Annotated in this window: 24 protein-coding genes; 3 read left to right on the top strand and 21 right to left on the bottom strand. The window is 63.3% G+C overall.

Annotated features, from left to right (window positions below):
- Positions 1–62: 62 nt before the first annotated feature.
- The 3 genes from OPU71_RS02050 (at position 63) to OPU71_RS02040 (ending at position 3,898) form a co-directional block, all read left to right on the top strand.
- The gene (locus tag OPU71_RS02050) at positions 63–896 is read left to right on the top strand and encodes a ferritin-like domain-containing protein (protein ID WP_267724506.1); all 834 of its coding nucleotides are present in this window, start codon (positions 63–65) and stop codon (positions 894–896) included.
- A 71-nt stretch (positions 897–967) separates the two neighbouring features.
- On the top strand, positions 968–3,334 hold the full coding sequence (locus OPU71_RS02045) for an ABC transporter substrate binding protein (protein WP_267724503.1): 2,367 nt from the start codon (positions 968–970) through the stop codon (positions 3,332–3,334).
- Between the two features lie 69 nt (positions 3,335–3,403).
- The gene (locus tag OPU71_RS02040; RefSeq protein WP_267724500.1) at positions 3,404–3,898 is read left to right on the top strand and encodes an adenylyltransferase/cytidyltransferase family protein; all 495 of its coding nucleotides are present in this window, start codon (positions 3,404–3,406) and stop codon (positions 3,896–3,898) included.
- A 64-nt stretch (positions 3,899–3,962) separates the two neighbouring features.
- Here the strand turns inward: OPU71_RS02040 and OPU71_RS02035 are convergent, their stop codons facing one another.
- The 21 genes from OPU71_RS02035 to sucD form a co-directional block, all read right to left on the bottom strand.
- Positions 3,963–4,589 carry a response regulator gene (locus OPU71_RS02035; protein ID WP_267724498.1) on the bottom strand — a complete coding sequence of 209 codons (627 nt, stop codon included), beginning with the start codon at positions 4,587–4,589 and terminating at the stop codon, positions 3,963–3,965.
- A 73-nt stretch (positions 4,590–4,662) separates the two neighbouring features.
- On the bottom strand, positions 4,663–5,595 hold the full coding sequence (locus OPU71_RS02030; RefSeq protein ID WP_267724496.1) for a DMT family transporter: 933 nt from the start codon (positions 5,593–5,595) through the stop codon (positions 4,663–4,665).
- A gap of 279 nt (positions 5,596–5,874) precedes the next feature.
- Positions 5,875–6,243, bottom strand: a complete 369-nt coding sequence (locus OPU71_RS02025; protein ID WP_267724493.1) for a DUF2237 family protein — start codon at positions 6,241–6,243, stop codon at positions 5,875–5,877.
- A 48-nt stretch (positions 6,244–6,291) separates the two neighbouring features.
- Positions 6,292–6,609: a DUF2322 family protein gene (locus OPU71_RS02020; protein ID WP_267724490.1), complete on the bottom strand. Its 318-nt coding sequence runs from the start codon at positions 6,607–6,609 to the stop codon at positions 6,292–6,294.
- 76 nt (positions 6,610–6,685) lie between these two features.
- Positions 6,686–8,053 (bottom strand): adenylosuccinate lyase, encoded by a 1,368-nt coding sequence (gene purB, locus OPU71_RS02015; protein ID WP_267724488.1) that lies wholly within the window; start codon positions 8,051–8,053, stop codon positions 6,686–6,688.
- A gap of 83 nt (positions 8,054–8,136) precedes the next feature.
- Positions 8,137–9,270, bottom strand: coding sequence for a glycosyltransferase (locus OPU71_RS02010; RefSeq protein ID WP_267724486.1), 1,134 nt, complete (start codon positions 9,268–9,270; stop codon positions 8,137–8,139).
- An 11-nt stretch (positions 9,271–9,281) separates the two neighbouring features.
- The gene (locus tag OPU71_RS02005; RefSeq protein WP_267724483.1) at positions 9,282–10,340 is read right to left on the bottom strand and encodes an MraY family glycosyltransferase; all 1,059 of its coding nucleotides are present in this window, start codon (positions 10,338–10,340) and stop codon (positions 9,282–9,284) included.
- Positions 10,337–11,464 (bottom strand): glycosyltransferase family 4 protein, encoded by a 1,128-nt coding sequence (locus OPU71_RS02000; RefSeq protein ID WP_267724481.1) that lies wholly within the window; start codon positions 11,462–11,464, stop codon positions 10,337–10,339. Before OPU71_RS02000 ends, OPU71_RS02005 begins: the two co-directional genes overlap by 4 nt.
- Positions 11,465–11,468: 4 nt before the next feature.
- On the bottom strand, positions 11,469–13,430 hold the full coding sequence (gene asnB, locus OPU71_RS01995) for an asparagine synthase (glutamine-hydrolyzing) (protein ID WP_267724478.1): 1,962 nt from the start codon (positions 13,428–13,430) through the stop codon (positions 11,469–11,471).
- 53 nt (positions 13,431–13,483) lie between these two features.
- Positions 13,484–14,431 (bottom strand): glycosyltransferase, encoded by a 948-nt coding sequence (locus OPU71_RS01990; RefSeq protein ID WP_267724477.1) that lies wholly within the window; start codon positions 14,429–14,431, stop codon positions 13,484–13,486.
- A gap of 62 nt (positions 14,432–14,493) precedes the next feature.
- Positions 14,494–15,924, bottom strand: a complete 1,431-nt coding sequence (locus OPU71_RS01985) for a polysaccharide biosynthesis C-terminal domain-containing protein (RefSeq protein WP_267724476.1) — start codon at positions 15,922–15,924, stop codon at positions 14,494–14,496.
- A 7-nt stretch (positions 15,925–15,931) separates the two neighbouring features.
- A complete protein-coding gene (locus tag OPU71_RS01980) occupies positions 15,932–16,537 on the bottom strand; it encodes a methyltransferase type 11 (RefSeq protein WP_267724475.1) in 606 nt (201 codons plus the stop codon).
- Between the two features lie 66 nt (positions 16,538–16,603).
- Positions 16,604–18,001, bottom strand: a complete 1,398-nt coding sequence (locus OPU71_RS01975) for a PglL family O-oligosaccharyltransferase (protein ID WP_267724473.1) — start codon at positions 17,999–18,001, stop codon at positions 16,604–16,606.
- A 383-nt stretch (positions 18,002–18,384) separates the two neighbouring features.
- Complete coding sequence (locus OPU71_RS01970) at positions 18,385–19,110, bottom strand: hypothetical protein (protein ID WP_267724471.1); 726 nt, start codon at positions 19,108–19,110, stop codon at positions 18,385–18,387.
- Positions 19,111–19,179: 69 nt separating this feature from the next.
- Complete coding sequence (locus OPU71_RS01965; RefSeq protein WP_324256024.1) at positions 19,180–19,590, bottom strand: pilin; 411 nt, start codon at positions 19,588–19,590, stop codon at positions 19,180–19,182.
- Between the two features lie 190 nt (positions 19,591–19,780).
- Entirely contained in the window at positions 19,781–22,132 is a 2,352-nt protein-coding gene (locus tag OPU71_RS01955) for a GspE/PulE family protein (RefSeq protein WP_267724469.1), read from the bottom strand.
- A gap of 68 nt (positions 22,133–22,200) precedes the next feature.
- Positions 22,201–22,971 carry an MBL fold metallo-hydrolase gene (locus OPU71_RS01950; protein ID WP_267724467.1) on the bottom strand — a complete coding sequence of 257 codons (771 nt, stop codon included), beginning with the start codon at positions 22,969–22,971 and terminating at the stop codon, positions 22,201–22,203.
- Between the two features lie 20 nt (positions 22,972–22,991).
- Complete coding sequence (locus OPU71_RS01945) at positions 22,992–23,753, bottom strand: FHA domain-containing protein (RefSeq protein WP_267724464.1); 762 nt, start codon at positions 23,751–23,753, stop codon at positions 22,992–22,994.
- Between the two features lie 100 nt (positions 23,754–23,853).
- Positions 23,854–24,813: an ornithine cyclodeaminase family protein gene (locus OPU71_RS01940; protein WP_267724460.1), complete on the bottom strand. Its 960-nt coding sequence runs from the start codon at positions 24,811–24,813 to the stop codon at positions 23,854–23,856.
- 1 nt (position 24,814) lies between these two features.
- On the bottom strand, positions 24,815–25,516 hold the full coding sequence (locus OPU71_RS01935) for a TerC family protein (protein ID WP_267724457.1): 702 nt from the start codon (positions 25,514–25,516) through the stop codon (positions 24,815–24,817).
- 129 nt (positions 25,517–25,645) lie between these two features.
- Positions 25,646–26,539, bottom strand: coding sequence for a succinate--CoA ligase subunit alpha (gene sucD, locus OPU71_RS01930; RefSeq protein WP_267724455.1), 894 nt, complete (start codon positions 26,537–26,539; stop codon positions 25,646–25,648).
- Positions 26,540–26,555: the final 16 nt, after the last annotated feature.

The following is a 26,555-nucleotide window of genomic DNA, read 5'->3' as shown; positions in this document are numbered from 1 at the left end:
CGGCCGCCTCCGGATTGAGCCTCCCGCTCGCCAGGCTGCGCCCGCCCCTGGAGACCCCCATCATGCTGTATCCCGAACTGTACAAATCGCTCGAATCTGCGCGCTGGAGCTTGGAGCGGGACGTGCCGTGGGACCGCTTCGATCCCGGCCTGCTCAGCGAAGAACAGGCGCTGACGGTGAAGATGAACGCCATCACCGAATGGTCCGCGCTGCCCGCCACCGAAATGTTCCTGCGCGACAACCGCGAGGACTCGGACTTTTCCGCCTTCATGTCGATCTGGTTCTACGAAGAGCAGAAGCACGCCCTGGTCCTGATGGAATACCTGCGGCGCTTCCGCCCCGAACTGAGCCCGAGCGAAGAAGAGCTGCACGCGGTCCGCTTTGAATTCGACCCGGCGCCGCCCCTCGAAACCCTGATGCTGCATTTCTGCGGCGAATTACGCCTGACCCAATGGTATCGGCGGGCATCCGAATGGCATTCCGAGCCGGTCATCAAGAAGATCTACGACCTGCTCTCGCGCGATGAGGCCCGCCATGGTGGCGCCTACCTCAAGTACATGAAGCAGGCGATCGACCGTGCGGGCGACACCGCGCGCGCCGCCTTCGCAAAGATCGGCGTCTTGATGGCCAGCTCGGCGCGCAGCGGCAAACCGCTGCACCCGACGAACCTGCATGTCAATCAGGGCCTGTTCCCGAACGACACGATCCAGTCGCGGCTGCCGAATCCAGCCTGGCTGGAGCACTGGCTCTCGGAACAGATCCAGTTCGGCCGCGAACAGGAGGCCCGCGTCATCGGCGGCATCCTGCGCAATCTATCGAGCCTTTTCGGCCAGGCCTTCGAGACCGCGCAAGACCTCAACCGCTTCCGCAAGTCCCTCGGCGCGGCGGCGGGATAGCCCTTCAGAAGCGCGCCCCGCGTCCGTTATAGTTTGGGTAAGGGCGCAACCATGCGCCCGCGGGGGTATCAATGCGACGCGCATTGCTTCGTATCGGACTACTGCTGCTCGGCTTCCACCTGCTGGCGGGCGCATGCCTCGGCGCCGAAGCCCTTCAAGACAGCCGTGTGCTGTTGCTGTACTCCTACCACCCGGGCTTTCCGACCACCGAGAAAATCCATAGCGGCGTATTCGAGGTGCTGGCTGCGCACGGCATCCAGATCGACGAAGAGTTCATGGACGCGCGCCATCTCTCCGACCCCGAGAGCGCCGCCCGCTATCGCGAATGGCTCGCCTACCGCCTCGCGCGCAAACCCCGTTATGACCTGGTGATCAGCGCCGACGATGCGGCCTTCAACCTCGCCACCGATCACGGCACTACGCTGTTCGGTAATGTCCCCGTGGTCTTCCTCGGCGTGAACAATGTTGAACGGGCGCTCGCGCTGCGCGGCTCGCCCCGCGAAACCGGGGTGATCGAACATGTATCGATCCCCGAAACCTTTGCGCAAGTTCAGCGCCTGATGCCGGGCCTCAAGCGCATGCTCGTCATCGCCGATGGTAGCCCCGGCGGCCGCGCCGATCTGCTGACGCTGCGCGCGCAGCACGCCACCCGCTTCCCCGAGATCGCCATCGAAGTCGCCGATCTCACACAGATCACCTGGGATGAGCTCGCGCGCCGGCTTGAACGCCTCGCCCCTGACGAGGCGGCATTGCTGCTGGCCGCCTACCGCGATGTGCAGGGCAAGCCGCGCAGTTTCGAAAACGGCGTGGACTGGATCATCGAGCACGCCAACGGCCCCGTCTTTCACCTCTGGGAACACGGCATCGGGCGCGGCCTTGTCGGCGGCTATGTGATGAGCCACCGAGAGCACGGTCTGGTAGCGGCCGACATGGCCCTGCGCATCCTCAACGGTACACCGCCGCAAAGCATCCCGATCCGCGAGACCAGCCCGAATCGCCCGATCTTCGATCACGCAGCGCTCCAGCGCTGGCACCTGGCCGAAGACCTGCTCGCACCCGATGCGCGAGTCATCAATCGCCCGACCCCGGTGTGGCGCGCTCACCCGGTTGCCACAACGGCCGCCGCCGCGCTGGTTGCCGGCCTTGCGCTGATCGCGCTGGCGCTGGCCTTGCGCACCGCCCAGCGCCGCCGGGTGCTCGACCGCACGCTGCGCGAACGCGCCTTGTTGCGCACCCTGCTCGATTCGATCGCCGACCCGGTCTTCGCCAAGGATCAGGCGGGGCGCTTCATCGTCTGCAATCCGGCCTTCGAGCGCCTCAGCGGCACCACCGAAGCAAAGCTGGTCGGCCGCACCGATCATGATCTGTGGGAACGCGCGCTCGCCGACCTCTACCGTACCCATGACCAGGTCGTGATGGCCTGTGGCGAGGCGCGCCGCAACGAGGAATGGATCGTGTATCCGGAGGGTCGGCAAGTCCGTGTCGATACCCTCAAGAGCCCGATCCTTGATGGCAGCGGCAAACCGATCGGCCTGATCGGTATCTGCCACGACATCTCGGCCGCCTACGAGGCCGCCCTGCGACTGCGCCAGGCCGACGCCGTGTTCCGCAACACCGCAGAGGGCATCGTCGTTACCGATGCGCATCAGCGCATCCTCGCCGTCAACCCGGCCCTGATCGAAATCAGCGGCTACCAAGAAGCAGAACTGCTCGGCAAGTCGCCCGGCATCCTCGATGCCGAACGCCCTGCCTGTGACACCCGCCATGAAATGAGCAAGGCCCTGCAGAGCGAACACCGCTGGGTTGGCGAGCTCTGGTTGCGGCGCAAGAACGGGCAGCCGATTCCGGTTTGGGCCACCGTCATCGCGGTACGCGGCGACGACGATCAGATCGCCCAGTACATTGCGGTACTGGCCGACATCACCCCGCTCAAGGATCGGCAGCATCAGCTAGAGCTGCAGGCCCACCACGACCCGTTGACAGGACTACCCAACCGCACCTTGCTGCAGGACCGCTTGCAAGGCGCACTCCATCGCGCGCGGCGCGACCGACGCGAACTGGCACTGCTATTCGTCGATCTCGATCGCTTCAAGGAAATCAACGATTGTTTCGGTCACGCGACGGGAGACGAAGTGCTGCGCGAAACCGCACGGCGGATCGCAGGCTGCATCCGCTTGGGCGACACGGTTGCGCGGCTTGGCGGTGACGAATTCGTCGCCATCCTCGACGGCCTCGACCACGAGAACACGGCCGAACAGGCTGTTGCCAGAATCCACAGAGCCCTGGAAGAGCCGCTGGTGATGCCCAGCGGCAAGACCATCCGCTTGTGCGCCAGTATCGGCGTGGCACGCTACCCGAGCGATGGGCAAGACGCCGAAGCATTGCTCGGTCACGCCGACTCCGCGATGTACCGGGTGAAGAGCGAGCACCACAGCTAAGCTCGTAAGGTGCGCGAGCCGGCAGCCGAGCTGCGCTAGACTCTGGGCTTGCCATCACCCCGAACAACCATGTCCGCCAGCTATCCCCGCCCACGCTTCGAACAGCGCATCTGCGCACCCGACCAACTCGCAACACGCATTGCAGCGCTGCCGCGTCCGCTGGTGTTCACCAACGGCTGCTTCGACATCCTGCATCGCGGCCACGTCACCTACCTCGCGCAGGCGCGCGAGCTGGGCGCGGCGATGGTGGTGGCGCTCAACACCGACGCATCGGTGAAACGCCAGGGCAAGGGCGACGACCGGCCGATCAATTGCCTGGAAGACCGGCTTGCGGTGATGGCAGCACTCGACTGCTGCGACCTGGTGACCTGGTTCGACGAAGACACACCGATTGAACGGATCCTCAGCTGCAAACCGGACATCCTGGTCAAGGGCGGCGACTGGACGCCAGACCGCATCGTTGGCGCGCCGGAGGTGCTGGGCTGGGGCGGCACCGTCCATTCAATCCCCTTCGAGCATCTGCGTTCAACCACCGCGTTGCTGGGGCGCATTCGCGGCGCCTGAGGCTGAGCAGAACACCAATGAAAAAGCCCGCCGAAGCGGGCTTTTTTCTTGCGCATTGGCGCACTCAGCCGGCAGCGCGGCCGTGGCGCTGGAACTGTGCCAGACGAGCCTGAATGTAGCCTTTGAGTTCCTTGAATGGCACCGGCTTGCCGTAGATCGTCACGTCATCCGGAAGGCCACCACGCTCGGCAATGTCATCTGCCGACAAGCCGGTGACCACGATGATGTCCATCTCGGCAAGCTTCGGATCCGAGCGCAGTTTGGAGATCATCGCGAAACCATCGAGGCCCGGCATCACCAGATCCGAGATCAGCAGATCAGGCTGCTGGCGCCCGATTTCGAGCAGACCATCAAAACCCGACTCCACCAGACGCATTTCGATGGGAAGGCCCCAGGTCTCGAAGGTGTGGGCGTAGAGCCGCTGCAGGATACGGTCGTCTTCGGCCACCAGCACGCGGAGCATTCCGATGGTGGGCACAACGCCGCCGCCGGAAGACCGGCGCTTCAGATAATCCTCGACCGATCCGATGCGGATGCGGCGGTGGCCCCCGGCTGTCTTCCAGGCCTCGAGAAGCCCGTTTTCAACCATCTGCTGCACGGTACCCAGAGACACGCCAAGCATCTGCGCAGCCTCACTGGTGCTGCAGTACTCGCGCTCGGGTTTGGCAGGAATTGCGTGAAGGTCGCTCATGACCACGGGATCATACCGAAATCGTTACCGCGACGCAGGGTCTAGCGCCACAGGCCGTGACGCGTGTCGCATTTCACGCTTTTTCTCGCCCCGAAGACTGTTGCGTCCAGACCAGCCCGGCAAGGATCGCAGCCAGCCCGACATAGTGAAAGAGCGCGAGCTGCTCACCCAGGAACAGCGCCGCCATGAGCGTGCCGAACGCCGGGATCAGGTGAAGGAACGCCGCCGCACGCGAAGCGCCAATGTCCGCCACCGCACTCATGTACGCAAACAAGGCGAGCACAGACGGAAACACCCCAAGGTACAAGACGCCTGCCATCGCGCCGCGGGTCGGCACCGGCAGACCGTGCATGACCAGTTCGCCGATCCAGAACGGCGTCAGCATCACCAAGCCGAGTACGACGGAGGCCCACAGCAACACCAGCTTGTCGACCTGCGGCGATACCGTCCGCAGCATCACGGTATAGGCAGCCCAACACACCATGCCGCCCACCACCCACAACTCGCCGCCGCCGATCCCGATCTCGATCAAGGAGAGCGGATTCCCGTGACTGACGATGAGCAGGATGCCCAGCACCGACACGGCCATGCCGGCCCACGCGCCAACCGGCAGCGCCTTGCGCCAGATCACTGCCGCCAGCACAGCCACCATCATCGGCATCAGTGCATTAAGTAGCACGCCGTGGGTGGCTGGCGTCGTTTGCAGGCCGACATAGACAAGCGTGTTCGAAGCGGCGATGCCGAGCAGCGAGAGCCCCAGCAGACGGCCGCGCATGGCGAGCAAGGATGCCATCGCATCGCGCAGGCGGGGCAAAGCCAGCGGTGCGAGCAGGATCGCTGCAACGGTCCAGCGCCCCACAGCCAGCGAAACGGGCTGGATCTGCGTACTGACGCCGCGCGCCAGGACGAAGTTGCCGGCCCAGCACAGCGCAGCAAAAATCAAGAGAAGATAAGGACGCAGCGGCGCAATTGCGCGCACTGACGATGAGACTTGAGCAAGCTGCATTCCGCAAAGACCTCGGGTAGAGGTGGATCAGGCGCTCGACGTGGGTAACGCCGAACATTCAGACCAGTGCGGATGGGTAGCCCGCCGGCCGAAAACGAGGCTTGATTCTAGTTTTCAGCCGAATTTCGCGGGTTGATTGTTGTTGCCTTCAGACAAAATACGCAACGATTAAAACAATTTGTGCGCCACAACCCAACAACGTAGCGCAGTTTAATCACCAAGCACTACAAACATTGCTGCACCACAGCAAAGCATGACGGCGCCGTCCTGGTGCATGGGTCAGGCGGATACGGCGTGGCGCGTCAGATCCTGCAGCGACACCACCCGCAGCACGGATTCGTGGGTCGCCTCCAGCACTACCGGAGGGGCCACACCAGCCTCCAGCGCTTCACGCCAGCGCAGCGCGCAAAGGCACCAGCGATCGCCCGGCCGCAAGCCGCGGAAGCGCATCTCGGGGCGCGGCTGCGACAGGTTGTTGCCGCGTTCGGCCGAAAAGGCGAGGAACTCTGCCGTCACCCGGGCGCACACGACATGGCGACCCAGGTCTTCGGGCCCAGTCTCACAGCAGCCCGTGCGGAAAAATCCGGTCAGCGGATCAAAACTGCAGGCCTGCAGTGGCCCACCCAGCACATTACGTTCGATCGACACGATATTGCCTCCTGATCAGGCAGACCGGCGGCGGCGCGCCGGGTTCCCTCAAACCGCGAAGATGTGCTTGACCCGCAGGGTGGCGGCACCGGCAGCGATCTCGATCAGCCGATCGATGTTCGGATGCTTGCCCGGGTTGGCACGCGCGTCTTCGCTATGCTCAGCGTAGAGCTCAATTCCCTTTTTGGCTGCATCAGCGTTGATCGAACCGTGAAGCTGGGCGAGGTGGTTGTACACCGCCAACGAACCGGCCTGGCCAGGCTTGTTCTCGATGGTCGCGACGATTGCGCCGTCGGCATCGATCAACTGCAGTGCATCGAGGTGGGAAACCTTGGGAAGCTGCTTGAGGGTGTCGGCAAAACTCATGTCGAAATCCTGATGTGGAAATGAAAAACCACGCCGCAGCGCGCGGCGCCGGGGCGTGGTCAGAACACGTGGAAGCTCAGATCTTCTTGGCCAGCGCCGCGGCTTCACCGATGTAACTGCCCGGCGTCATGTCGAGCAAGCGCTGCTTGTCGGCTTCGGGAATCGCCAGCGTCTTGACGAAGTCCTGCAGCGCGGCCTTCGTGATACCGGTGCCACGCGTGAGCGCCTTGAGCTGCTCGTAAGGGTTCGGCACGGCGTAGCGGCGCATCACGGTCTGGATCGGCTCGGCCAGCACTTCCCAGGCGGCGTCCAGGTCGGCGGCAAGCTTGGCCGGGTCGGCTTCGAGCTTGTTCAGGCCGCGCAGGCAGGATTCGAGGCCCAGCACGGAGTGGCCGATGCCGATGCCCATGTTGCGCAGCACGGTCGAGTCGGTGAGGTCGCGCTGCATGCGCGAGATCGGCAGCTTTTCGGAAAAATGCCGCAGCACCGCGTTGGCGACACCGAAGTTGCCCTCGGCGTTTTCGAAATCGATCGGGTTGACCTTGTGCGGCATCGTCGAACTGCCCACTTCGCCGTCCTTGAGCTTCTGCTTGAAGTAGCCGAGCGAGATGTACATCCAGATGTCGCGGCAGGCGTCGATCAGCATGGTGTTGCCACGGCCAATGGCGTCGAACAGTTCCGCCATCGAGTCATGCGGCTCGATCTGGATGGTGTAGGGGTTGAACACCAGGCCCAGCGATTCGATGAAGCGCTGGTTGAAGGCAGCCCAGTCGAAGTCCGGGTAGGCGGAGAGGTGGGCGTTGTAGTTGCCGACCGCGCCGTTGAACTTGGCGGTCATCTCCACCGCGGCAAAGGCCTTGCGTGCGCGACGCAGGCGGTAGGCGATGTTGGCCATCTCCTTGCCCAGCGTGGTCGGGCTGGCGGTCTGGCCGTGCGTGCGCGAAAGCATCGGCAGCTCGGCGTGCTGGTGCGCGAGCGCGACGAAGCGGTCCACGACCTTGTCGAAGGCCGGCAGCAGCACCTCTTCGCGGGCCTCCTGCAGCATCAGCGCGTGCGAGACGTTGTTGATGTCTTCCGAGGTGCAGCCGAAGTGGATGAACTCGGTGACCTTCATGACTTCGGCGTTGGCGGCGAAGCGCTTCTTCAGCCAGTACTCCATCGCCTTGACGTCGTGGTTCGTCGTCGCCTCGATTTCCTTCACGGCTTCCGCATCCGACACCGAGAAGTTGGCGATCACGGCGTCGAGCTCGGCGATGGTCGCTGGCGAGAAGGCGGTGGCTTCGGCGATGTGCGGTTCGGCGGCCAGCGCCTTGAGCCACTCGATCTCCACCCGCACACGGTTACGGATCAGCCCGAATTCGGAGAAGTGCGGGCGCAAGCCGTCTACCTTCGAGGCATAGCGGCCGTCGAGCGGAGAGAGCGCGGTGAGCGGAGTGGTGGTCATGATTGGTCTGCCAGAAAGGAGCAAAGCCTTGAATTATAACGAATCGGCACCGCCCTCCGCAGAGGAATCTCAAGCTCCGCGGTTTACGTGCGTCCAGCCGCGAGAGCCACGTAACGCGCAGCCAGCCTTGCCGCAATGCCTTCGATTGCATAGCGATCGACGATCCGCGCTCTTGCGGCCACCCCCAATTCAGCCAGCTTGGGAGCACCAAGCAATTCTGCAAACGCGGCAGCAAATGCCTCAGCACTCGCGGGCACTACTCGACCTGCTTCGCCAATGATCTCGCTCGCATCGCCCACGTCCGTACTGACCACGGGAACACCGCATGCCATCGCCTCGGTCAATGCCAGCGGAAACCCCTCGCTCTTCGATGTAAGCGCGACAAGATCGAATGCAGGGTAAATCTCTTCAAGATCATGTCGAGGGCCAAGCAACACAACCCTTGCCCCAAGATCAAGCTCGTCAATCCAGCCAGACAACACGCTGTTGTCACTATCGAGCCCCTTGCCGACCATGACAAAACGCCCCGGATTGCCACTTTTGACCAGAGTCGCTGCCGCTTCCAAGAATAGACGATGATTCTTGACTGGACTCCAGCGCGCCACCATACCGATCAAAGGAATCGAATCGTTGACACCGAGCGCGAGTCGCCATGCGGCCCTGCGTGCCGCGCCAGGGCGAAACTTCGACACATCGAGACCGTTTGGCAGCACCTCGGTCCGGTCTGCGGGCCACCCCATCGTCGCACAGCAATATGCAGCGCTTCGTGCGGAAACATTGAAGATTGTGGCCACTCGTCCCACATACCAACGCGACAACTTAACAATCCAGCGGGTTGTTGTGCTTAGTCCGTGCGCGGCATCGGGCGTGTCATGGATGCTCCAGCACACCGGCACGCCCAATCGAGCGCCGAAGAAACTGGCTGCGAAATTTCCGTGGTACATCCAACCCTGAAGTAAATCCGGTGACAGCCCTCTGATTAGGGACATCAGGCGGAACATGTCCATCAGTTGCAAGCGCCGTCTCGTCAGACCAACCATGTGGGGCACTACGCCCGCGCGAGCGAATTCGTCCGCCAAGGCATCATCAGCCCCAAGAACCACGAGCAACGGCTCAATGCTTGTGCGATCAAGCGCGCGCAACAACCGCAATAGAACATGTTCGGCGCCACCAAGGCCCAAACCAGAGATGATGAAACAGACTCTTATCGGACGCACTTAGCCACCTGTTACCGCTCCGCTTCATTCGATATGGAGGGCACTGGCGGCTCGACCTCCTCCCACACGCGCATCCAGACCATCTTGCCCGCCAGCACCAAGACCCAGACGAGCAGCAGCACGCCCTGCGACGCGCCACCACGCCACAGCAGCAAGCCCAGCGTGGCAATCGCGGCGTTCAGCGCCCACAGCAAGGGCACCGAGAGTTCCACTGACAGGCCTTTCAGGCACAGGATGTGGTGCAGGTGGGTGCGATCCGGCCGCATTGGCGATACGCCCTGCATCAGGCGCCGCACCGACACGGTGGCCATGTCGAGCAGGGGCAGCGCGACGGCGTACAGCAGCAGCACCGGCGGCATTGCCGGGTTCGGGCCACGCGAAAGATGGATCGCGAACCAGCACAGCAAGGTTCCGAGCGCGAGCGCGCCTGCATCGCCCATGAACACATGGGCGCGGTCGAGCATCGGGTGGCGCGCATTGACGGCCAGAAAACCCAGCACCGAGGACATCAGACCGACGATCAGCAGCACATCGGTCGTGCGCCCCGCCGATACTGCAGCAACGAGGAACACCGTCAGCGCAATCATCACGTGCCCGCCGGCCAGACCATCCGCCCCGTCTGAAAGATTAAGCGCGTTTACTACGCCGACGATGACGAACACCGTAACCGCGGTATCCAGCGGCCCCAGCGGCACGCCGCCATCCAGCCCCGGAAGCGGCACCTGCGCCAGGGTGAAGCCGGTCACGCGCAGCAGCAGCCAGGCGGCCACGCACTGCGCGATCAGCTTCACGCGCGCTGGGACCGGCCGCGCATCGTCGATCACGCCCACCACCAGCACCAGCGCCACAGGCAGCATCGCCTCGAAGAGGTTGCCGCCAATCCCGCGCAGCTTCAGCGCGAGGATGTAGGCACCCATGATCGCGATGCCGCCCACCACGGGCACCGCGCGGCCGTGCTGCTTGCGCGCATCGGGTTTATCCATCAGCGCCAGCCACGGTGCCAGCCGCGCCAGCACGAGGCAGAAAATCAGCGACAGCGCGAAGGGGTAGAAGAGGTAGTTGAAACTCACGCGGCGCCCGCTCCCGCGTCAAGCCCATAGACCTGCATCGTCCGCGCCGCGATGCGCGCGTCCGTCAGGCCCGCGAGTACATCGGCCCGCGCTTCGGCGCCCATGCGTGCGGCGCGCGCCGGATCGTCGAGCAGCGAAATGATCGCCGCCGCAAGCGCTTCGGCATCGCCCGGCGGCACCAGCAAGCCGTTACGTCCATGCGCCACCAGCTCGCGGCAACCGGGCACATCCGTAGCGACCATCGGCCGCCCGCAGGATGCCGCTTCGAGCAAAGCACGCGGCATGCCCTCGCCCTGCGTGCTTGCCAACACGGCCACATCGGCCTGCTGCTGCAGAGCCAACACATCGCTGCGCTGGCCAAGGAATTCGACTGCGCCCACGCCGCGCCATTGCGCCAACTGTGCCTCGCCAATGCTTTCGGGGTTGCCGGGGTCGGGCGCACCGGCCAGCAGCATCCGCGCATCGGGATGGCGCGCGCGCACGATGCGCGCAGCGGCTACGTATTCGGCCACACCTTTGGATGCAAGCAGACGCCCCATCATCAGAACGGTCTTGCCACGCGCTGCGTTGGCGGGCGGCGCGAAGAAAGCGGGATCCACCCCGTCGCCGGGAATCACATGCACGCCGGATCGCTCAAGCACACCCAGCGCCGCCAGCGTGTCGCGGTTGTCGGCGTTCTGGAAAATCACCTGCGTGCCGACCAGCGCACGGCGGTACAGCGCCACCACCACCGGGCGGATCAGCCGCGCCTTGAGCGTGGTCGCGAGCAGCGCGAAACCGAGTCCGGTAATCGAGTTGACGATGCGCGGCACCTGGGTGCGCCGCGCCGCGAAGGAGCCGTAGATCACGCACTTGATCGTGAAGTGGTGCACCAGATCGGGCCGCAGCGCGCAGTAGAGCGCTTCGAGCCGACGCACCGCCTGCAGTTCGAGCAGTGGGTGCGTGCCGCTGCGCGAGAGTTCGAAGGGCTCCCAGCGGAATCCGTCGGCGCGCAAGCGCTCGCCGAATTCACCGGGCGGACTCACCAGCACCACATCGTGGCCCGCAGCGCGCAAGGCGTGGGCGAGCGAGCGCTTGAAGTTCCACAGGAACCAATCGGTGTTGGCGAACAGCAGCACCCGCATTGTGTCAGCTCACCTGGGCGCGGTAGCGCTGGAACCAGGCCTGAAACATCAGCACGTCCCACAGGTAGTAGTGCCAGTGACCTTGCCCGGCCAGATGTTCAGCCCACTTCTTGCGGATCGGCGCCGGGTCGAACAGGCCGCTCTCGGCCAATGCCGAGGGCGCCAGCAAGCTCTCGGCCCATTCGCGCAAGGGCCCACGTAACCAGCCCGCGAGCGGCACGCCGAAGCCCTGCTTGGGGCGCTCGAACAGCGCTCGCGGCACATGGCGCGCGAGCAGTTCGCGCATCAACCACTTGCCATTGCCCTCGCGCACCTTGAGCGATTCAGGCACGGTCCAGGCGAACTCGAGGACGCGGCGGTCGAGGAAGGGCGCGCGAGTCTCCAGGCTAACCGCCATCGCCGCGCGGTCGACCTTCACCAGGATGTCGTTAGGCAGGTAGGCCAGCGTGTCGTGCGCCTGCATGAATTCGATGTCGCTGAGCCCGGCGCGGGCCGCGGCCTCGGCCAGTTCGAGCGGTGCAAGGCGCGCGCCCGGCACCAGGGTCGCGGGGTCCTTCCAGTGCGAGATCAGCTCATCGTAGAAACCGGCTGGCGAGCGCTCGCGCAGCATGCGGGCGATGCGCGAGAACTTGTCGCCGGGTGAATTGCGCAACAGCTTCGGGCAGGCTGGCCCGAGTGCGGCACCGAGCCCATCCCATGCGCGCGACGGCATACAGCCAATGCCCGCAGCGATCGCGCGACGCAAGGGGTAAGGCACCTTGCTGGCACGGCGCCAGAACCCATCGCCGACGAGGTAGCGGGTGTAGCCGGCAAACAGCTCGTCACCCGCGTCGCCCGACAGCGCGACCGTGACATGCTGGCGTGCAAAGTGCGAGACCAGCCAGGTCGGCACTTGCGAGGAATCCGAGAAAGGTTCGTCATAGATCTCGGCCAACTTGGGCACCACGCCCAGCGCATCGCCGCCCGTGAGGTAGAACTCGTGGTGCTCGGTGCCCAGGTGCGCGGCGACTTCGCGGGCAAAACGCGCCTCGTCGAAGGCGTCTTCGCGGAAACCTATCGTGAAGGTTTTGACTGGCTGCGAGGCGCGCTTCTGCATCATCGCAACCACCAGCGAGGAGTCGATGCCACCAGACAGGAAGGCGCCCAGCGGCACGTCGGAGAGCATCTGCTGCTCGACCACTTCGCCGAGCACAGTTTCGAGCCGATCGACCCAGAGGCTGTCGTCACCGGCCGCACCAGTACGCGATGCGGCGCCGGTTTGCATCGCATCGCGTAGCGACCAGTAAGGCCGTGGCGCACTTGCCCTGCGCTCGCGCACCTCCAGCCAGTGTGCCGGTGGCAATTTGGCAACGCCTTGCCACACGCTAAACGGCGCCGGGATGCTGTTGTAGTGCATCAGCATGCCCACCGCGTCGCGGTTGATTGCACCGCGCCAAGAAGGGTGTGCGTACAGCGCGCGGAGTTCCGAGCCGAACAGCAGCGTGCCGTCGGGCATGGTGCCGTAGTAGAGCGGCTTCTCGCCAAGCCGGTCGCGCGCGAGGATCAACCGGCCTGCGGCGTGATCCCACGCAGCGAACGCGAACATGCCATTGCAGCGCGCCAGCGTGCCTTCAACGCCCCAGGTTTCCAGCGCCTCGACCAGCAGTTCGGTATCGGAATGGCCGCGCCAGGCGAATCCGCCGCGCAGCTTTTCGAGCTCGGCACGGGCGACCAGGTAGTTGTAGATCTCGCCGTTGAAGACCACCGTCCAGCGCCCCGACGCGGAATGCATCGGCTGGTGGCCGGCCTCGGTCAGATCGATGATCGCCAGTCGCCGGTGCGCCAACCCAAGCCCCACCGCCGGCAAGGCAAACTCACCCCGCCCGTCCGGCCCGCGATGCACGCTCGCCTCACCCATCGCCCGCGCGATTGAAGTCAGCGCATCGGATGACGCAGACGGCCCCCAGAACCCAGCAATGCCACACATACCTGCGTCTCAATCCAAACGGTGAAGGAGATTATCGGGCGAGCGCGGCGCGTTCAAGCGGCCACCTCGCGAAGGGCTGCTGCAAGGGTTTGCCCGAGCATTTCTGACGCGTATTTCGCTTCGATCTGGGCGCGCCCGGCAAGACCTGCCTGCCGCGCAAGATCGGCATCGCGCAGCAGCGCTTGCAGATGCTCGACCCAGTCGTCGTCGCTGATCGCCGCAAACGCGCCACCGCCGGCGATGACCAGTTGATTCATCCCCCAAGGGGACGCAACCGCCGGCACGGCACAGGCAAGGTAGGTCAGCATCTTGAAGCTGCACTTGCCGCGCGTCCACGGTGTGTCTGGCATCGGCATCAGGCCCACCCAAGCCGATTGCACCGCCGCGACCTCGCGCTCCGGCGACCAGGGGATGAACTCGACGCGTGAGGGATCGATCGTTCGGAAGAGCGGCGGCGTATTGCTGACCACCCGCAGCCTTGCCTCGGGAAGATCCGCCAGCAAGCGCGCAAGCGCCGCTTCGATCTCGTAGAGGTAGGGCAAGCCCCCTGCACTGCCCGACCAGACCAGCGTCGGCTTCGCGTCGCGCACGCCGGGCACCCAGACGCGGGTATCCACACCGGTTGGCAACACACGGACCGGCGCAAAGCGCGCGAAGTGATCCGCAATGTAGTCGTTGCCGCATAACACCAGCCGGCAGCGCGCAGCGAGGCGGTCGATCATGCCGGCGCGCTGCGTCAGCCAAATCGCGTCATCCACATCCAGCACCGCTGGCGCACGGCAAAGGCGTTCGGTCAGCGACAGCGTCGACACCATTTCACGCTGGAAGAGCACCACGTCGGCCGAGTTCGATCGCAACGCCGCAAAGGCCCGCTCTGCCAGGGTGGCGGCCAGCCAGGGCAGGCGTTGCAAGCCGGGACCAGGCGGATAAGCACCAAAACGCGCGGGGCGTTCGACCAGATCGATACCGGCGCATTCGAGTTGCGGCAGGTATTGACGCACACGAAACCGCGCCGACGGCTCCCGGACACCTTGTGTCAAGGCGACAGCCCGCACACGTTGCGTCATACGCCAGGCCTCAGGCACCGAAGGATCAGCGTGCGCAGTCCGGCGGTGTTGAAGGCCAGCATCGCCAGCGCATACACCAGCCCGCCCAACAGCACCTTGGCCGCCAGTGTCGTGGCGACCAGCAGCGTAGCGCCCGCAGACATCGGCACCGCCATCACCGCAAGCGCCATGCCGAGCGCCCCGGCGCCGACCGCGCCAAGATCGCGCATTGCCCAGCGCGGGCTCAACGTGCGCCGCCCGACCCAGTAGCTCGCGACACATCCGCAGCCCTGTGCCAGCACTGCCACCGCCGCCGCCGCCGCGATGCCGTAGCGCGGCACCAGCAAGAGATTGAGCGTTACGCCCAGCAGCGCGCAGCCACCGGCGATTGCACTCTGCACGCCCATGCGCTGGCCAAGATGCAGGGGCAAATCAAACAGGTAGGTGCGCAGCCCGCCGAGCAAGGCCGCCAAGGCCAGCCAGGGCATGACACGCGCGGCATCGTCGCGGAATGCGCTGCCCAGCAGCGCGCCGGCAAGCTCATGCGCGACCAGCGCAAACCCCAGCGTGGCCGGCACCATCACAAGCAGCGAGAGCTGCGCATAGCGGTCAAGCTGGGCCTGCAGATCCGGCGCCCGACGCTCCCACGCCGATATAAGCCGCGGAAACCAAGCCAGGTGGAAGGCGCTGAAGAGCAGGCCAAAACCCTGCTGTGCCAGATCCCCCGCCGCACCGTAAGCGCCCAATTGCGCCGGTGCGACGTGGGCGGCGAGCACCAGCCGATCCCCCCACTGCAAAAGCGCGCCAGTCAGCAGGGCAAAGCCCACGGGCAAGGCGTAGGCTCGGATCTCAGGCAAGCTTGCCGCGCTGAAGCGGCCACGCACCACCGCCACCCAGGCTGCGCGCCCGAACACCGCGGTAGCAAGCAGATAGGCCGCGCACACGGCAAACACCGCCCCCGCCGCGCCCCAGCCCTGCGTCAGCACCGCATAGCCAAGCGCCAGCGCCACCACGGACTTAAACAGGTAGAGCCGGCCATACCGGCGAGCCTGCAAGGTGCTGGAGCAATGCTGCGCGGCGAAATCAAAGACGCCCTGCGACAGGCCCAGCGCAAGCGCCAGAGCAAGGATGCCGGCAGGCAACCATGCGGGAATCAGCGCGTCCAGCACAAGGGCGAACACGGTGACGATGCCCGCAGCCACCAACAGCAGCCGGCCGAATGTCGTAACCAGTTCAGCCCCCCCGGGGCGCGGCAGAAAGCGCGCCAGCGTAGCGTGGATCGGCTGGATCAGCACGCCGGCGACGAAGCTGCTGAGGACAACAGCGAGCGTCCAGTGCGCATAACCCTCTGGGCCGAGCAGGCGCGCGAAGACCGATACGGTTAGCACCGCCATGGCGCCCGAAGCGCCGCGAAAAGCAAAGTAGGCGAGGCTTGAGCGCAACGACATCAGCGAATCAGAGCCGGCGCAGGCGGTATTCGACTTCGTAACAGGGGAACAGGTAGCAGAGGTTCTCTTCGTAGAACTCCTGCAACCAGGTTGTCAGATTGAACACTCGGCCAAGTGTCCGCTTGATCAAGCCTCGAATCGGAAACGGCGAGTCGAACTTCAACGTCACAGCATCCAGCTCAAAGGCCGGCATGCGGCCATAGTTAGGCACCTTGCGCCAGAGCAGCGCATCGCGCGCGTAGTAGGACATGGTGTAGAGGCCGAAAAAGCGGCGGTGGGTCGGATCGGAGTAGAAGTAAGGGTTGGCAAAGTGCGGAACCTTGACCGTCGCGATCTTACCGGGGGCCATGATGCGCGCCAGTTCGTCGATCAGGCGCGGCAGATCGTCAATGTGCTCAAAGAAATGCGCCGAATAGCAGGACGAAACACCGCCTTGCGGCAAGGCGGCGAGCACTTCAAAAACATCGCCCACCAGATCGACGCAATCGAAGTCCAGCGCATCAATCCCCACTGCTGCGGCATCGAGCTTGCGCGGACCACAGCCCAGCTCAATCGAAAACCGCTCTCCAGCCTGAAAGCGGGGCAAAACGCCGTGTTTATCGAGAAATGTCATGGACTTGAGGGCTCTTTAATGCCAGGCAACGCACCAGTATACCGGCGTGCAGCGCAGCAAATCCGGTCAGGGATTGCGCAGGCAGGCGAACGAGCGCAAAGGCAGGGCGGGCTTGTAACGCTGGGCACCATCCACCCATTGGCGCAGCAAGGCATGGTGGCGCGCGAAGCCCTCGCACATCACCCGGGACATCCGCTCAAGCCCGACGCGGTCACCCGCCATCCCCATTGCAAGCAGACACTGCGTACCCAAGCCCCAGGAGGGGCGCACCTTGAATGCCGGCTCACAGCGCGAAACCATGTCCGCCGCTGTCGCCGCATCCGGTAGCCAAGTCTGCAGCGCCATCGACTGCGCATGATCACCGACGATTGACCAGCGCGGCACCCGCTCCACCGCAGCCCGCACGCGGGCGCGATCTTCCAGCGTGGGCGCGGCACGATGGGCATACCAGTCGGCATACGCGCGCTCAAGGATCACATAGTCGCGCGCCACCCATACCAGCCCGATCAGCATCAGCGCTGCAAAGCCGCGCATCACCCAAGCCGGCACAGTAATCGTGCGCTCGGACGGATTGGTCGCTGCCAGAATCCCGCAAAACAAACCCGCCGGAATGATGAAATAGGTGTACCAGAGCGGGTACTCAACCATGCTGTGCAAACCGATAACCGCCAGCCCGCAGAACGCAAACAAGCGCTCCGGCGTCATCGGCGCACGCAACTGCCGCACCAGCCACCAGCCGAGCCCACCAAGAAACAGCACGGTGAACGGCACGCCCATCGTCGCCGCCAGGTGAAGTGGCAAATTGTGCGCATGCTCGGCAAACTTCGAAAACGGCACCGGCGGCGTGAAGGGCATCTGCTCGATCGCCCAACCATGGAAACCGCCAATCCCCACGCCCAGCCACGGATGCGCCTTGATCGCCGACCAAGCCAACGCCCAATCGTAGAGGCGCTGGCCGTTGGAGCCGGCATCGGCGGCACGGGCAATTGACGAAGTCACACCAAGCTTGTCCAGGAAACCGCCATAGGCGAACACCACCTGAACCGCCAGCACGACCACCCCGACCCAGATCGACCGCCACCCCGCCTCGCGGCTATCGGGATCATCCGAACGCAAGGCCCAAGCGCCAAGGACGATGAATGCCAGCATGTAGAACCACGGTGCGCGTGACGCAGAAGCCGCGATGGAAAAGGCAAGCCAAACCACGCACACACCCGTCAGCCAGTTTGGCCAGCGCCAACGCCCAGCGCCGACTACCAAAGCCGCAAGCCCCAAACTTAGAAGCGATGCATAGTGATTCGCTTGGCCGACATTGCCGAACGCCTGCAGATACACCTTGGAAAGCACCAGACCGAAAGCTGAGATGCCAGCGAGCTGCATAGCGCCCGCGAGCGATTGAAGCACGGCGCCGAGTAGCACCCCGAACGAGACAACCTTCGAGACATCACGTGAGAGACTAGCCACGCAACTCACACACATCAGCGTCAAAAGGAAAGAAGAAACGCCAAATGCTGATGCATGCACGCGAGCTGAAAGCAACGGGACGAGGCACGCACCGGCCAAAAAACCTGCCGCCCAAGGGACCTCGCTCATCGCGCGCCAGCTTTGCGCACGACTCAGCCGAATAGACGACCATGTCAGCGCCATTCCACCTACAAGCCATTCCGACCAAAACGTAGCGCTTGGACTTGATCGAAGTGGAAGAATGGAGGCGGCAAGCCCCAAAACTAAAGCAAAATGAACAGAGTTTCTGCCGACAAAGCCAAACACAAAACCCTCTCGGGCAAGTCTTCAATCTGGCCCCTACGGCCCAAAAACGCAGGCTTAGAGCGCAGCTGCGAAGCAATCTAGTTGAGGGCTATGACACGTATCGAGTCAAGTGGGTATTGATGGTTCAATACAACGAAACCTGATGACTTCCTGCCCACCACAGGGTAAGCCCTTAGTTGCGGATCACCCTCAAGCAAAGCGATCACGGAGTGAGGTAACTTTCCACCGGTCGCGCTTCGGCCTGTATGCGCTAGACGACTCCGTGCATCGGAGATGGCCTGATAGCCAGCCGGCATCGCCGCAAACAAAGGCACCGCGGCGGCATTTTCAATCTCTGGGGCCAACTCCATCTCAGTCCGCGCAGTCATGTTAACCGCGACAACAGCCGGACCGAATCCATAGCCCACCCGACCAAACTCTGCCTCGCCGGCAGGGCCAAACAAGTCACCTGCGCGGACGACGAAGAACCTATCATGGACAAAGGCGAGATACGCAGGTCGCTCCGAATAGAGGACCCACACCCCATAGCTCGTAGCTGCGAGCTGTATCAAGACAACGACAATCAGATCGCGCAGTAACTCTCGCTTCTTCGTGTCATACACCGCAAAAGTCAGTAACGGCCCAAGACATAGATCGACGAGCACCACCATTCCCAATACGAAAAAGCCGCCCTGTATCTCAAGCAGATCGTTTGGGTACCAGCAGATGAACACGACTGTTGATATAGCAGCAAGAACCAGTCCGCTGATCGCGAGATGTAGCGAAGCAAAGCGAATCCTTGTCTGGATCTGATTTCTATCCACAGCGCTATTCCACAAAGAAGCAAAGCAAAAACGCCCCGCATCGCGGGGCGTTCTCAGGCGACAATGGCATTAGCGGAAGTTTGCTGGCACGTACTTCTTGTCGCAAGTCGTTGAGCCAGTCCAGGCACTTGCCGAAGGATTAGGCGTCAAAAGAAGGTTACAAGCACCTGAAACGCCGGTCAGCGTCTTGATGCCCACAGTAATTACGCCATTGGTGCCAACCGACGGGGCGTCGCAATATTGGGTATCGGTTGTTGCACAGCCTGCGGCCGCGGTAGTACCCGGCAGGGCATTCATCGACGCATAAGCCTCCGAGACTGACGACTTACATGCGCTTGCTACGCCAGCACACTCGCTGATCTTGGCACGAATGGTGTAGTCCTGGTATGCCGGCAACGCAACTGCGGCCAAGATACCGATAATTGCCACAACGATCATCAGTTCGATCAGGGTGAAGCCTTTTTGGATTTTGTTCGTCATGCTGATTCTCCTCAGTTGAGAAAGTCTCGGCGGGCACATCCCGCTCGAAGCACATCCAGCATGAGCCGTGCCAGATACCAGTTTCGCGGCATTTCCCTGAAAACGCTTGATGTGGTGCCTGAACCTCTTCCCAAGGCGAAAGGGCAAGTGACGCTATACGTCAGTTACACTGCCGTCGCACGGCAGGCACTCAACGAATACACACCTTCCGCACCTGCTTCATGTCCGTCACCCCTTTGAGCACTTTCTCGATGCCGTCTTGGCGCAGCGTGCGCATGCCGTCTTCCATCGCAGCGGTGAAGAGCTCGGAGACGGGGGCGCGGGCCTGGATGAGGTGTTTGACAGGGGCGGAGCCGATCATCATTTCGTGCAGGCCGACGCGGCCTTTGTAGCCCTCGGTGCATTCGGGGCAGCCCTTGGGGTGGTAGAGCAGCAACTGGCCTTCATGACCAAACTCGGCTTTCCATTCAGCAAGGATGGCGGCTTCTGCAGCGGCGGGGTCGGCGCGGAATTCGGGGGTGAGGCGCAAATCCTCGCAGTACTCGTTGAGTAGCGCCTGAATTTCATCTTCGTCGGGGTGGTAGGCCTCTTTGCAGTGTTTGCAGAGGCGCTTGGCAAGACGCTGAGCCAGCACGCCGAGCAGCGCATCGGCGAAGTTGAAGGGGTCCATGCCCATGTCGAGCAGGCGCACCACCGATTCGGGCGCGCTGTTGGTGTGCAAGGTGCTGAGCACGAGGTGGCCGGTGAGCGAGGCTTCGATGCCGATCGTCACGGTTTCCTTGTCGCGCATTTCGCCGACCATGATCACGTCCGGGTCGGCGCGCAGGAAGGCACGCATGATCGAAACGAAATCGAGCCCTGCCTTGCGGTTGATCTGCACTTGCCGCAGGCCGCGCTGGGTGATTTCAACCGGGTCTTCCGCCGTCCAGATCTTGGTATCGGGCGTATTCAGTTCCCGCAGGATCGAATGCAGCGTGGTGGTTTTGCCCGAGCCGGTTGGGCCACAGCAGAAGAAGATGCCGTACGGCTTGTTGATCGTGCCGCGCAGCCGATCAAGGTTGCGCGGCGACATGCCCAGATCCGCCAGTGGCAGCGGTTCGCCGTTGGCAAGCAGACGCATCACCACGTCTTCCATGCCACCGGCGGTGGGCACCGTGGCGACCCGCAGTTCGATATCAAGCGGGCCGTACTTGCGGAAGCGAATCTTGCCGTCTTGCGGCTTGCGGCGCTCGGAGATGTCGAGGTCGCACATGATCTTGATGCGCGTGACCAGCGGGTTGCGGTAGCTGGCGGGGATCTCGATGTAGGGCACCAGCGAGCCGTCCTTGCGGAAGCGGATCAGCGTCTTTTCCTTGCCCGGACGAGGCTCGATGTGAATATCGGAGGCGCCCTGCCGGTGTGCTTCGATGATGACTTTGTTGACCAGCTTGACCAACTCGTTGTCCGCCGCGGCGGAGATGTCGTCTTGCGAAGGCCCATCGCGATCATCATCGCCCAGTCCCGAGATCAGATCGGTCACCGAGGCGTCATCAAAACCTTGCTCAAAGAGCTGTTGAGTGGTTTTCTCGAACTCGCGCCGGGTGGTGACGCGGAACGAAAGCTTGGCGCCGGGGAATACGTTGTCGGCAACCCGGGCACCGCGCACAAGTTCGGGATCGGTCGTCAGTATGACGATGCCTTCCTGGGTTTCTTCCAGCGGCAACCAGCCGCTTTGCAGCACGTAGTCCTTCTTGATGTTGCGCAGCAGGTGCATCGACTTGACCCGTTCTTGCCGAAAGGGCTCGTAGGGCACGCCGTAGAAGCGGGACATCGACTCCCCCACCGCCGCCGCCGCAAGTCGGTGTTCGTCCAGCAGCATGGCTTCGACCGTGGCATTGCGCTCACGCGCAAGGCGAGACATGTCCTCAAGCTGCTCATGGCTGATGAGCCCGGCGCGGGCAAGGTGCTCGTACTTGTTGCGCAACGGCTTCTCTTGCGACAGGCGCTGGGCGAAGGCCACGCCGAGCGTCTGCGCCAGCCCCTGGAGCCCCTCCTCATCAATCGCGGAGAAGGACGAGCCATCGCGGGCATTGATCAATTGCACCACGCCGAGCAGCTCGCTCTCGGCGGCCCCCATGATCGGCGCAACCAGCATCTGTTTGCTGTGGTAACCGCTACGCTCGTCCACTTCGCGGCGGAACTCCAGGTTAGGCGATATCGCGCTCAGTTCGCCGGCGTCGTAGACATCGTGGATGTTCAACAAGGTCTTGTGCAGGGCAACGTAGCCAGCCACGCTGCGGTCTGAAATCGGCAGCCGGATCGCCTTGATCGAATGCAGCCCGGTCTTTACCTTCGAGACGATCGCGGCGCCGGATTCGTCCACCGTGTAGAGCGTGATCCGCTCTGCGCCGAACAGGCTGCAGATATCCGCCGAGAGCTCGAAGATGATCTCGTCGATGTTGTTTGTGGCGTGGATACGGGCCGTCAGCCCTTGCAGACCCTTGAAAAAAGCCAGCCTGCGGCTCAGATCACCTGCGCTGGTGCGCCCCGGAATCGAACTCATCAATCGCCCCCCAATGGCGAAATGCCTCGTTCAGATGATAAACCCGGCAGCCTGCGCCAACGGCGCGATCAGAAGCGGAAAACGTGGTCGTTTGTAAGGATCTTCGGCCGCAGGCGCCCAGCGTATTGTTCAATCTCGGCGGTAATCTCGGCCGCCTGTGCAGGCTTGAGGTGGGTGACAAACACCTCGGGCGATACCAGCAGGCGATCGAGTACCGAAAAAAGCATCTGCGGGCACAAGTGCCGGGCGGCAAGGGCCAGATCGTGCTGCGCGTTCGGAAACGCGGTTTCAATGATCAGCGCGCTCAGATCGTTGATCGCATTGATTGCGTCGATCTGCGGCTCGCAAACCGTTGTATCGCCCGAAAACACCAGACTGGCACCGGTTTCGGAGCGCAACTGGTAACCAACCGCCGGCACCGCGTGCAGCGCAGGTAGAGATGTAATGCGCCGCCCGCCAAGATCGACCGACTCGCCCGGCCGCATTTCGTTGAAATGCATCAGCGGGTGCGCACGATCGGGAATCGCGGAGAAATCTGGCCAGATCAGCCAGTTGAAGATATGGGAACGAACAATCCGCAAGGTTTCGGGCGCCGCATACACCATCAGCGGCCGATCGCGGTAATCACCCACCGTATCGATGATGAACGGCAGGTAGGCCACATGATCGAGGTGCGCGTGCGTGAGGAATACGTGATCAATCGCCATCAAGGCCGGCACATCCAGCATGCCGACGCCGGTGCCGCAGTCGATCAGGATGTCGTCGTCAACAGCCAGCGCCGTGGTGCGAACGTCCAGCCCACCAATGCCGCCGCTGCATCCGAGAACGCGGACCTCCACCGCTCACCCCACCCGCGCGCTCAGCCGGCGCGCAGGTAAAACTCCATCTTGACGCCCGCTAGCTCGATCACGTCGTGATCCTGCAAGGCGCGGGCCTGCGCGTCGATCTCGCGGCCATTGACCACCGGGAACGCAGTGCCCTCAACATGGGTGATGAAATAGCCCACCGAACGACGCGTGATCACCGCCACTTGCAGGCCCGGCTTGCCCAGCGTGGTAAGCGACTTGCTTAGTTCCAACTCACGCCCGGCGTTGCGCCCCGACAGAATTTGTACGACACCGATCTGGCTGACAGCATCCGATTCCGGCTGCGACCAGTTGGTGCCCGACAGCCCGCCCGATGCTGTGACGCCCTGCGTCGCCGTCTGCCCCTCCGCGAAGCCGGTCACCATGGTCTCTGCGGCGGTGCGCATTGTGGTGTTCTGCGTCTTGGTGAAGTCTTGCGGCACTTCGTACGCCATTTCCAGCGAATTGGCGAGTGCCGCGGGGGGCGGCGTGTCTTTGAGGAACTTGAGGCGGTACTTGCCCAGTTCGACGACATCGCCGTCCTTGAGCGCATGTTTCTTGACGGGCTGGCCGTTTACGTAAGTCCCGTTGGTGCTGTTGAGATCTTCGAGGAACGCATCCTGGAGGATCGTCGCAATCGAAGCGTGCTCGCCGCTGATCGCCAGATTGTCGATCTGGATGTCGTTGTGCGGTTTGCGACCGATTGTGATGCGCTGTTTGTCGAGCGCGATTTCCTTCAGCACGAGGCCATCCATGCTCAGGACGATTTTGGGCATTCGGAACTCCAGATTGAGGCGTAAAACCACCCGAGGGCAGCACCACCAAGATCACAATCATGCCCCGCCACGCCCCGGCGGGCAACGGGTACCGGCGAATTCAATAGGGCAGGAGCGTGCCGAGTTTGGCAGATTGCGCGCGAGTAAGCACTTCAACCCCCAAGGCGAGGTCTTGAACGGCCAGACCTTGCGATTCGAAAAGCGTGATCATGCGCTGATCCGATCGGCCCGCCCGGTGCCCCGCGAGGATTTCGCCAAGCTCCACCAGCGCGCCTTCACGCAGACGCCCTTTCTCAAGTGCGGGCAGCAGATCGCCAGCCTCGCGCAAAGCGGTGGCGCGGCTATCCACCACCACCAAACCAGCCCGGGACACACAGGTTTCGTCGATCTCTCGCCGAATCAACGCGTTCGATCCGGCCGCCGTGACATGGCACCCCTCGGCCAGCCATTCCCCCTTGAACAAGGGCGCGGCCGCGGTCGTGATGGTGACCACCACATCCGCCTGCCGCACGGCAGCCTCGATGTCTTCGGCGGGGAAAACCTCGCGCCCGGTCAGTGCTGCCATTTCGCAGCAAAACGCGTCAAGGCGCGTTGCATCGCGTGCCACCACCGCGATCTGCTCAACCGAAGTGGACAAGGCCAATGCCTCAAGCTGGCCACGCGCCTGCCAGCCAGCGCCAAACACCACCGCACGACGGCTGTCTTCACGCGCGAGCGCGCGCGCTGCCACGCCGCCCGCAGCACCGGTGCGCATCATGCCAAGCCGGTTGGCTTCGATCACCGCAAGCGGATCGCCACGCTCTGCGTCGAACAGATGCAGCCAGAAGCGAACGCCTGCGCGCGACGAGGTGTAGACCTTGTAGCCGGTCACCTTGCGGGCATCGAAAAGCCCACCCTGCAGCAAATGCTGGATCGATTTTCCGCTTCGCACACGTTGGCGCGGGCAATCAACCGCCTCGCCCTTCGCCAGCGCAAGATGCGCCGACGCAACGGCCTCAAGCGCGAGCGGCATGTCGACCACGGCCGCGACATCCTGCTCGGTGAGGTAGAGCGCCGCCATCTCAGACGTTCTCCAGTACCCGATAGCCCTTGGCCTGTCGCCGTGAAATCAGCCAGCCGACCAGGACCACCAGCACCGCCCCCAGCGCCGACGCACCGTAATGTGCCCAGCCCGGCATCCCCGCAACATAGGGCCGAACGCCGGGATCGGCAAAAATCATCGCACCCGCCACCCAACCCAGCAGGCCCGCACCAATCGTGACGATCAAGGGGATGCGCTCCATCGCCTTGAGGATGAGCTGGCTGGCAAACACGATGATAGGAATGCTCACGACCAGGCCGAATACCAGCAACGGAATGCTACCGTGCGACGCGCCGGCGACCGCGATGACGTTATCCAGACTCATCACGAAGTCGGCAATGATGATGGTCTTCACCGCGCCCCACACATTGGACGCGCCGCCAATCTCGTGATCGCCGTCTTGCTCGGGCACCAGCAGCTTCACCCCAATCCAAAGCAACAGCAGCCCACCTACCACCTTGAGCCAAGGCCAATCCATCAGCAGCGCGGCAAAGGCCGTCAGCACCACACGCAAACCCACCGCGCCGAACACGCCCCAGAAGATCCCGAGCTTGCGCTGCGCAGGCGCCAGATTGCGGCAGGCGAGCGCAATCACGACGGCGTTATCGCCCGAGAGCACCAAGTCAATCACGATGATCTGCGCGACGGCAGACCAGAAGAGCGGATCAGAAAATTGCAGCATCAGCGTGTTTCTTTGAAAAGCCAAATTCTAGCGGAGCCGCCAGGGCTGGCCGCGCCAAGCGCCCGCTCAAGCACCAAAACGAAACGCCCGGCCAAGGCCGGGCGTTGTTACACAACACTAAGCTCAGGGTCAGAGCATGCCCTTGAGCAAGCGCGCCATTTCAGACGGGTTGCGGGTCACCTTGAAGCCGCACTCTTCCATGATGGCGAGCTTGGCATCTGCGGTATCGGCGCCGCCGGAGATCAGCGCACCAGCGTGGCCCATGCGCTTGCCGGCCGGCGCGGTCACGCCAGCGATGAAGCCAACGATCGGCTTCTTCATGTTGGCCTTGCACCACATCGCCGCTTCGGCTTCGTCGGGGCCGCCGATCTCGCCGATCATGATCACCGCATCGGTATCCGGATCGTCGTTGAACATGCGCATCACATCGATGTGCTTGAGGCCGTTGATCGGGTCGCCACCGATGCCGACAGCCGACGATTGGCCGAGGCCGATTTCGGTCAGCTGCGCGACCGCTTCATAGGTCAGCGTACCCGAACGCGACACCACGCCGATGCGGCCCTTGCGGTGGATGTGGCCCGGCATGATGCCGATCTTGATTTCGTCAGGCGTGATCAGGCCCGGGCAGTTCGGCCCCAGCAGCAGGGTCTTCTTGCCGCCGGCCGCTTCCTTGGCCTTCATCTTGTTGCGCACTTCGAGCATGTCGCGAACCGGGATGCCCTCGGTGATACAGATCGCCAGATCCAGATCGGCCTCGACGGCTTCCCAGATCGCAGCGGCCGCGCCCGCCGGCGGCACGTAGATCACCGATACGGTCGCGCCGGTTTCAGAAGCGGCTTCCTTCACCGAACCGAAGATCGGGATGTTGAAGATCGACTCGCCCGCCTTCTTCGGGTTCACGCCGGCAACGAAGCAATTCTTGCCGTTCGCGTACTCCTGGCATTTTTCGGTGTGAAACTGGCCGGTCTTGCCAGTGATGCCCTGGGTGATGACCTTGGTGTCTTTGTTGATGAGAATCGACATTTCAGTTTTCTCCGGC

This window comes from Niveibacterium sp. 24ML (genome assembly GCF_026586805.1).
Lineage (GTDB): Bacteria > Pseudomonadota > Gammaproteobacteria > Burkholderiales > Rhodocyclaceae > Niveibacterium.
The sequence above is the reverse complement of the archived record's forward strand: the minus strand, read 5'-3'. Positions and strand labels throughout refer to the sequence as shown.

What these genes read in the sequence shown, in the direction of transcription:
- OPU71_RS02050 (WP_267724506.1), top strand. Translation starts at nt 63, where the DNA reads ATGCTGTATCCCGAACTGTACAAATCGCTCGAATCTGCGCGCTGGAGC.
- OPU71_RS02045 (WP_267724503.1), top strand. Translation starts at nt 968, where the DNA reads ATGCGACGCGCATTGCTTCGTATCGGACTACTGCTGCTCGGCTTCCAC.
- OPU71_RS02040 (WP_267724500.1), top strand. Translation starts at nt 3,404, where the DNA reads ATGTCCGCCAGCTATCCCCGCCCACGCTTCGAACAGCGCATCTGCGCA.
- OPU71_RS02035 (WP_267724498.1), bottom strand. Translation starts at nt 4,589, where the DNA reads ATGAGCGACCTTCACGCAATTCCTGCCAAACCCGAGCGCGAGTACTGC.
- OPU71_RS02030 (WP_267724496.1), bottom strand. Translation starts at nt 5,595, where the DNA reads ATGCAGCTTGCTCAAGTCTCATCGTCAGTGCGCGCAATTGCGCCGCTG.
- OPU71_RS02020 (WP_267724490.1), bottom strand. Translation starts at nt 6,609, where the DNA reads ATGAGTTTTGCCGACACCCTCAAGCAGCTTCCCAAGGTTTCCCACCTC.
- purB (WP_267724488.1), bottom strand. Translation starts at nt 8,053, where the DNA reads ATGACCACCACTCCGCTCACCGCGCTCTCTCCGCTCGACGGCCGCTAT.
- OPU71_RS02000 (WP_267724481.1), bottom strand. Translation starts at nt 11,464, where the DNA reads ATGCGGGTGCTGCTGTTCGCCAACACCGATTGGTTCCTGTGGAACTTC.
- asnB (WP_267724478.1), bottom strand. Translation starts at nt 13,430, where the DNA reads ATGTGTGGCATTGCTGGGTTCTGGGGGCCGTCTGCGTCATCCGATGCG.
- OPU71_RS01985 (WP_267724476.1), bottom strand. Translation starts at nt 15,924, where the DNA reads ATGTCGTTGCGCTCAAGCCTCGCCTACTTTGCTTTTCGCGGCGCTTCG.
- OPU71_RS01980 (WP_267724475.1), bottom strand. Translation starts at nt 16,537, where the DNA reads ATGACATTTCTCGATAAACACGGCGTTTTGCCCCGCTTTCAGGCTGGA.
- OPU71_RS01965 (WP_324256024.1), bottom strand. Translation starts at nt 19,590, where the DNA reads ATGACGAACAAAATCCAAAAAGGCTTCACCCTGATCGAACTGATGATC.
- OPU71_RS01955 (WP_267724469.1), bottom strand. Translation starts at nt 22,132, where the DNA reads ATGAGTTCGATTCCGGGGCGCACCAGCGCAGGTGATCTGAGCCGCAGG.
- OPU71_RS01945 (WP_267724464.1), bottom strand. Translation starts at nt 23,753, where the DNA reads ATGCCCAAAATCGTCCTGAGCATGGATGGCCTCGTGCTGAAGGAAATC.
- OPU71_RS01940 (WP_267724460.1), bottom strand. Translation starts at nt 24,813, where the DNA reads ATGGCGGCGCTCTACCTCACCGAGCAGGATGTCGCGGCCGTGGTCGAC.
- OPU71_RS01935 (WP_267724457.1), bottom strand. Translation starts at nt 25,516, where the DNA reads ATGCTGCAATTTTCTGATCCGCTCTTCTGGTCTGCCGTCGCGCAGATC.
- sucD (WP_267724455.1), bottom strand. Translation starts at nt 26,539, where the DNA reads ATGTCGATTCTCATCAACAAAGACACCAAGGTCATCACCCAGGGCATC.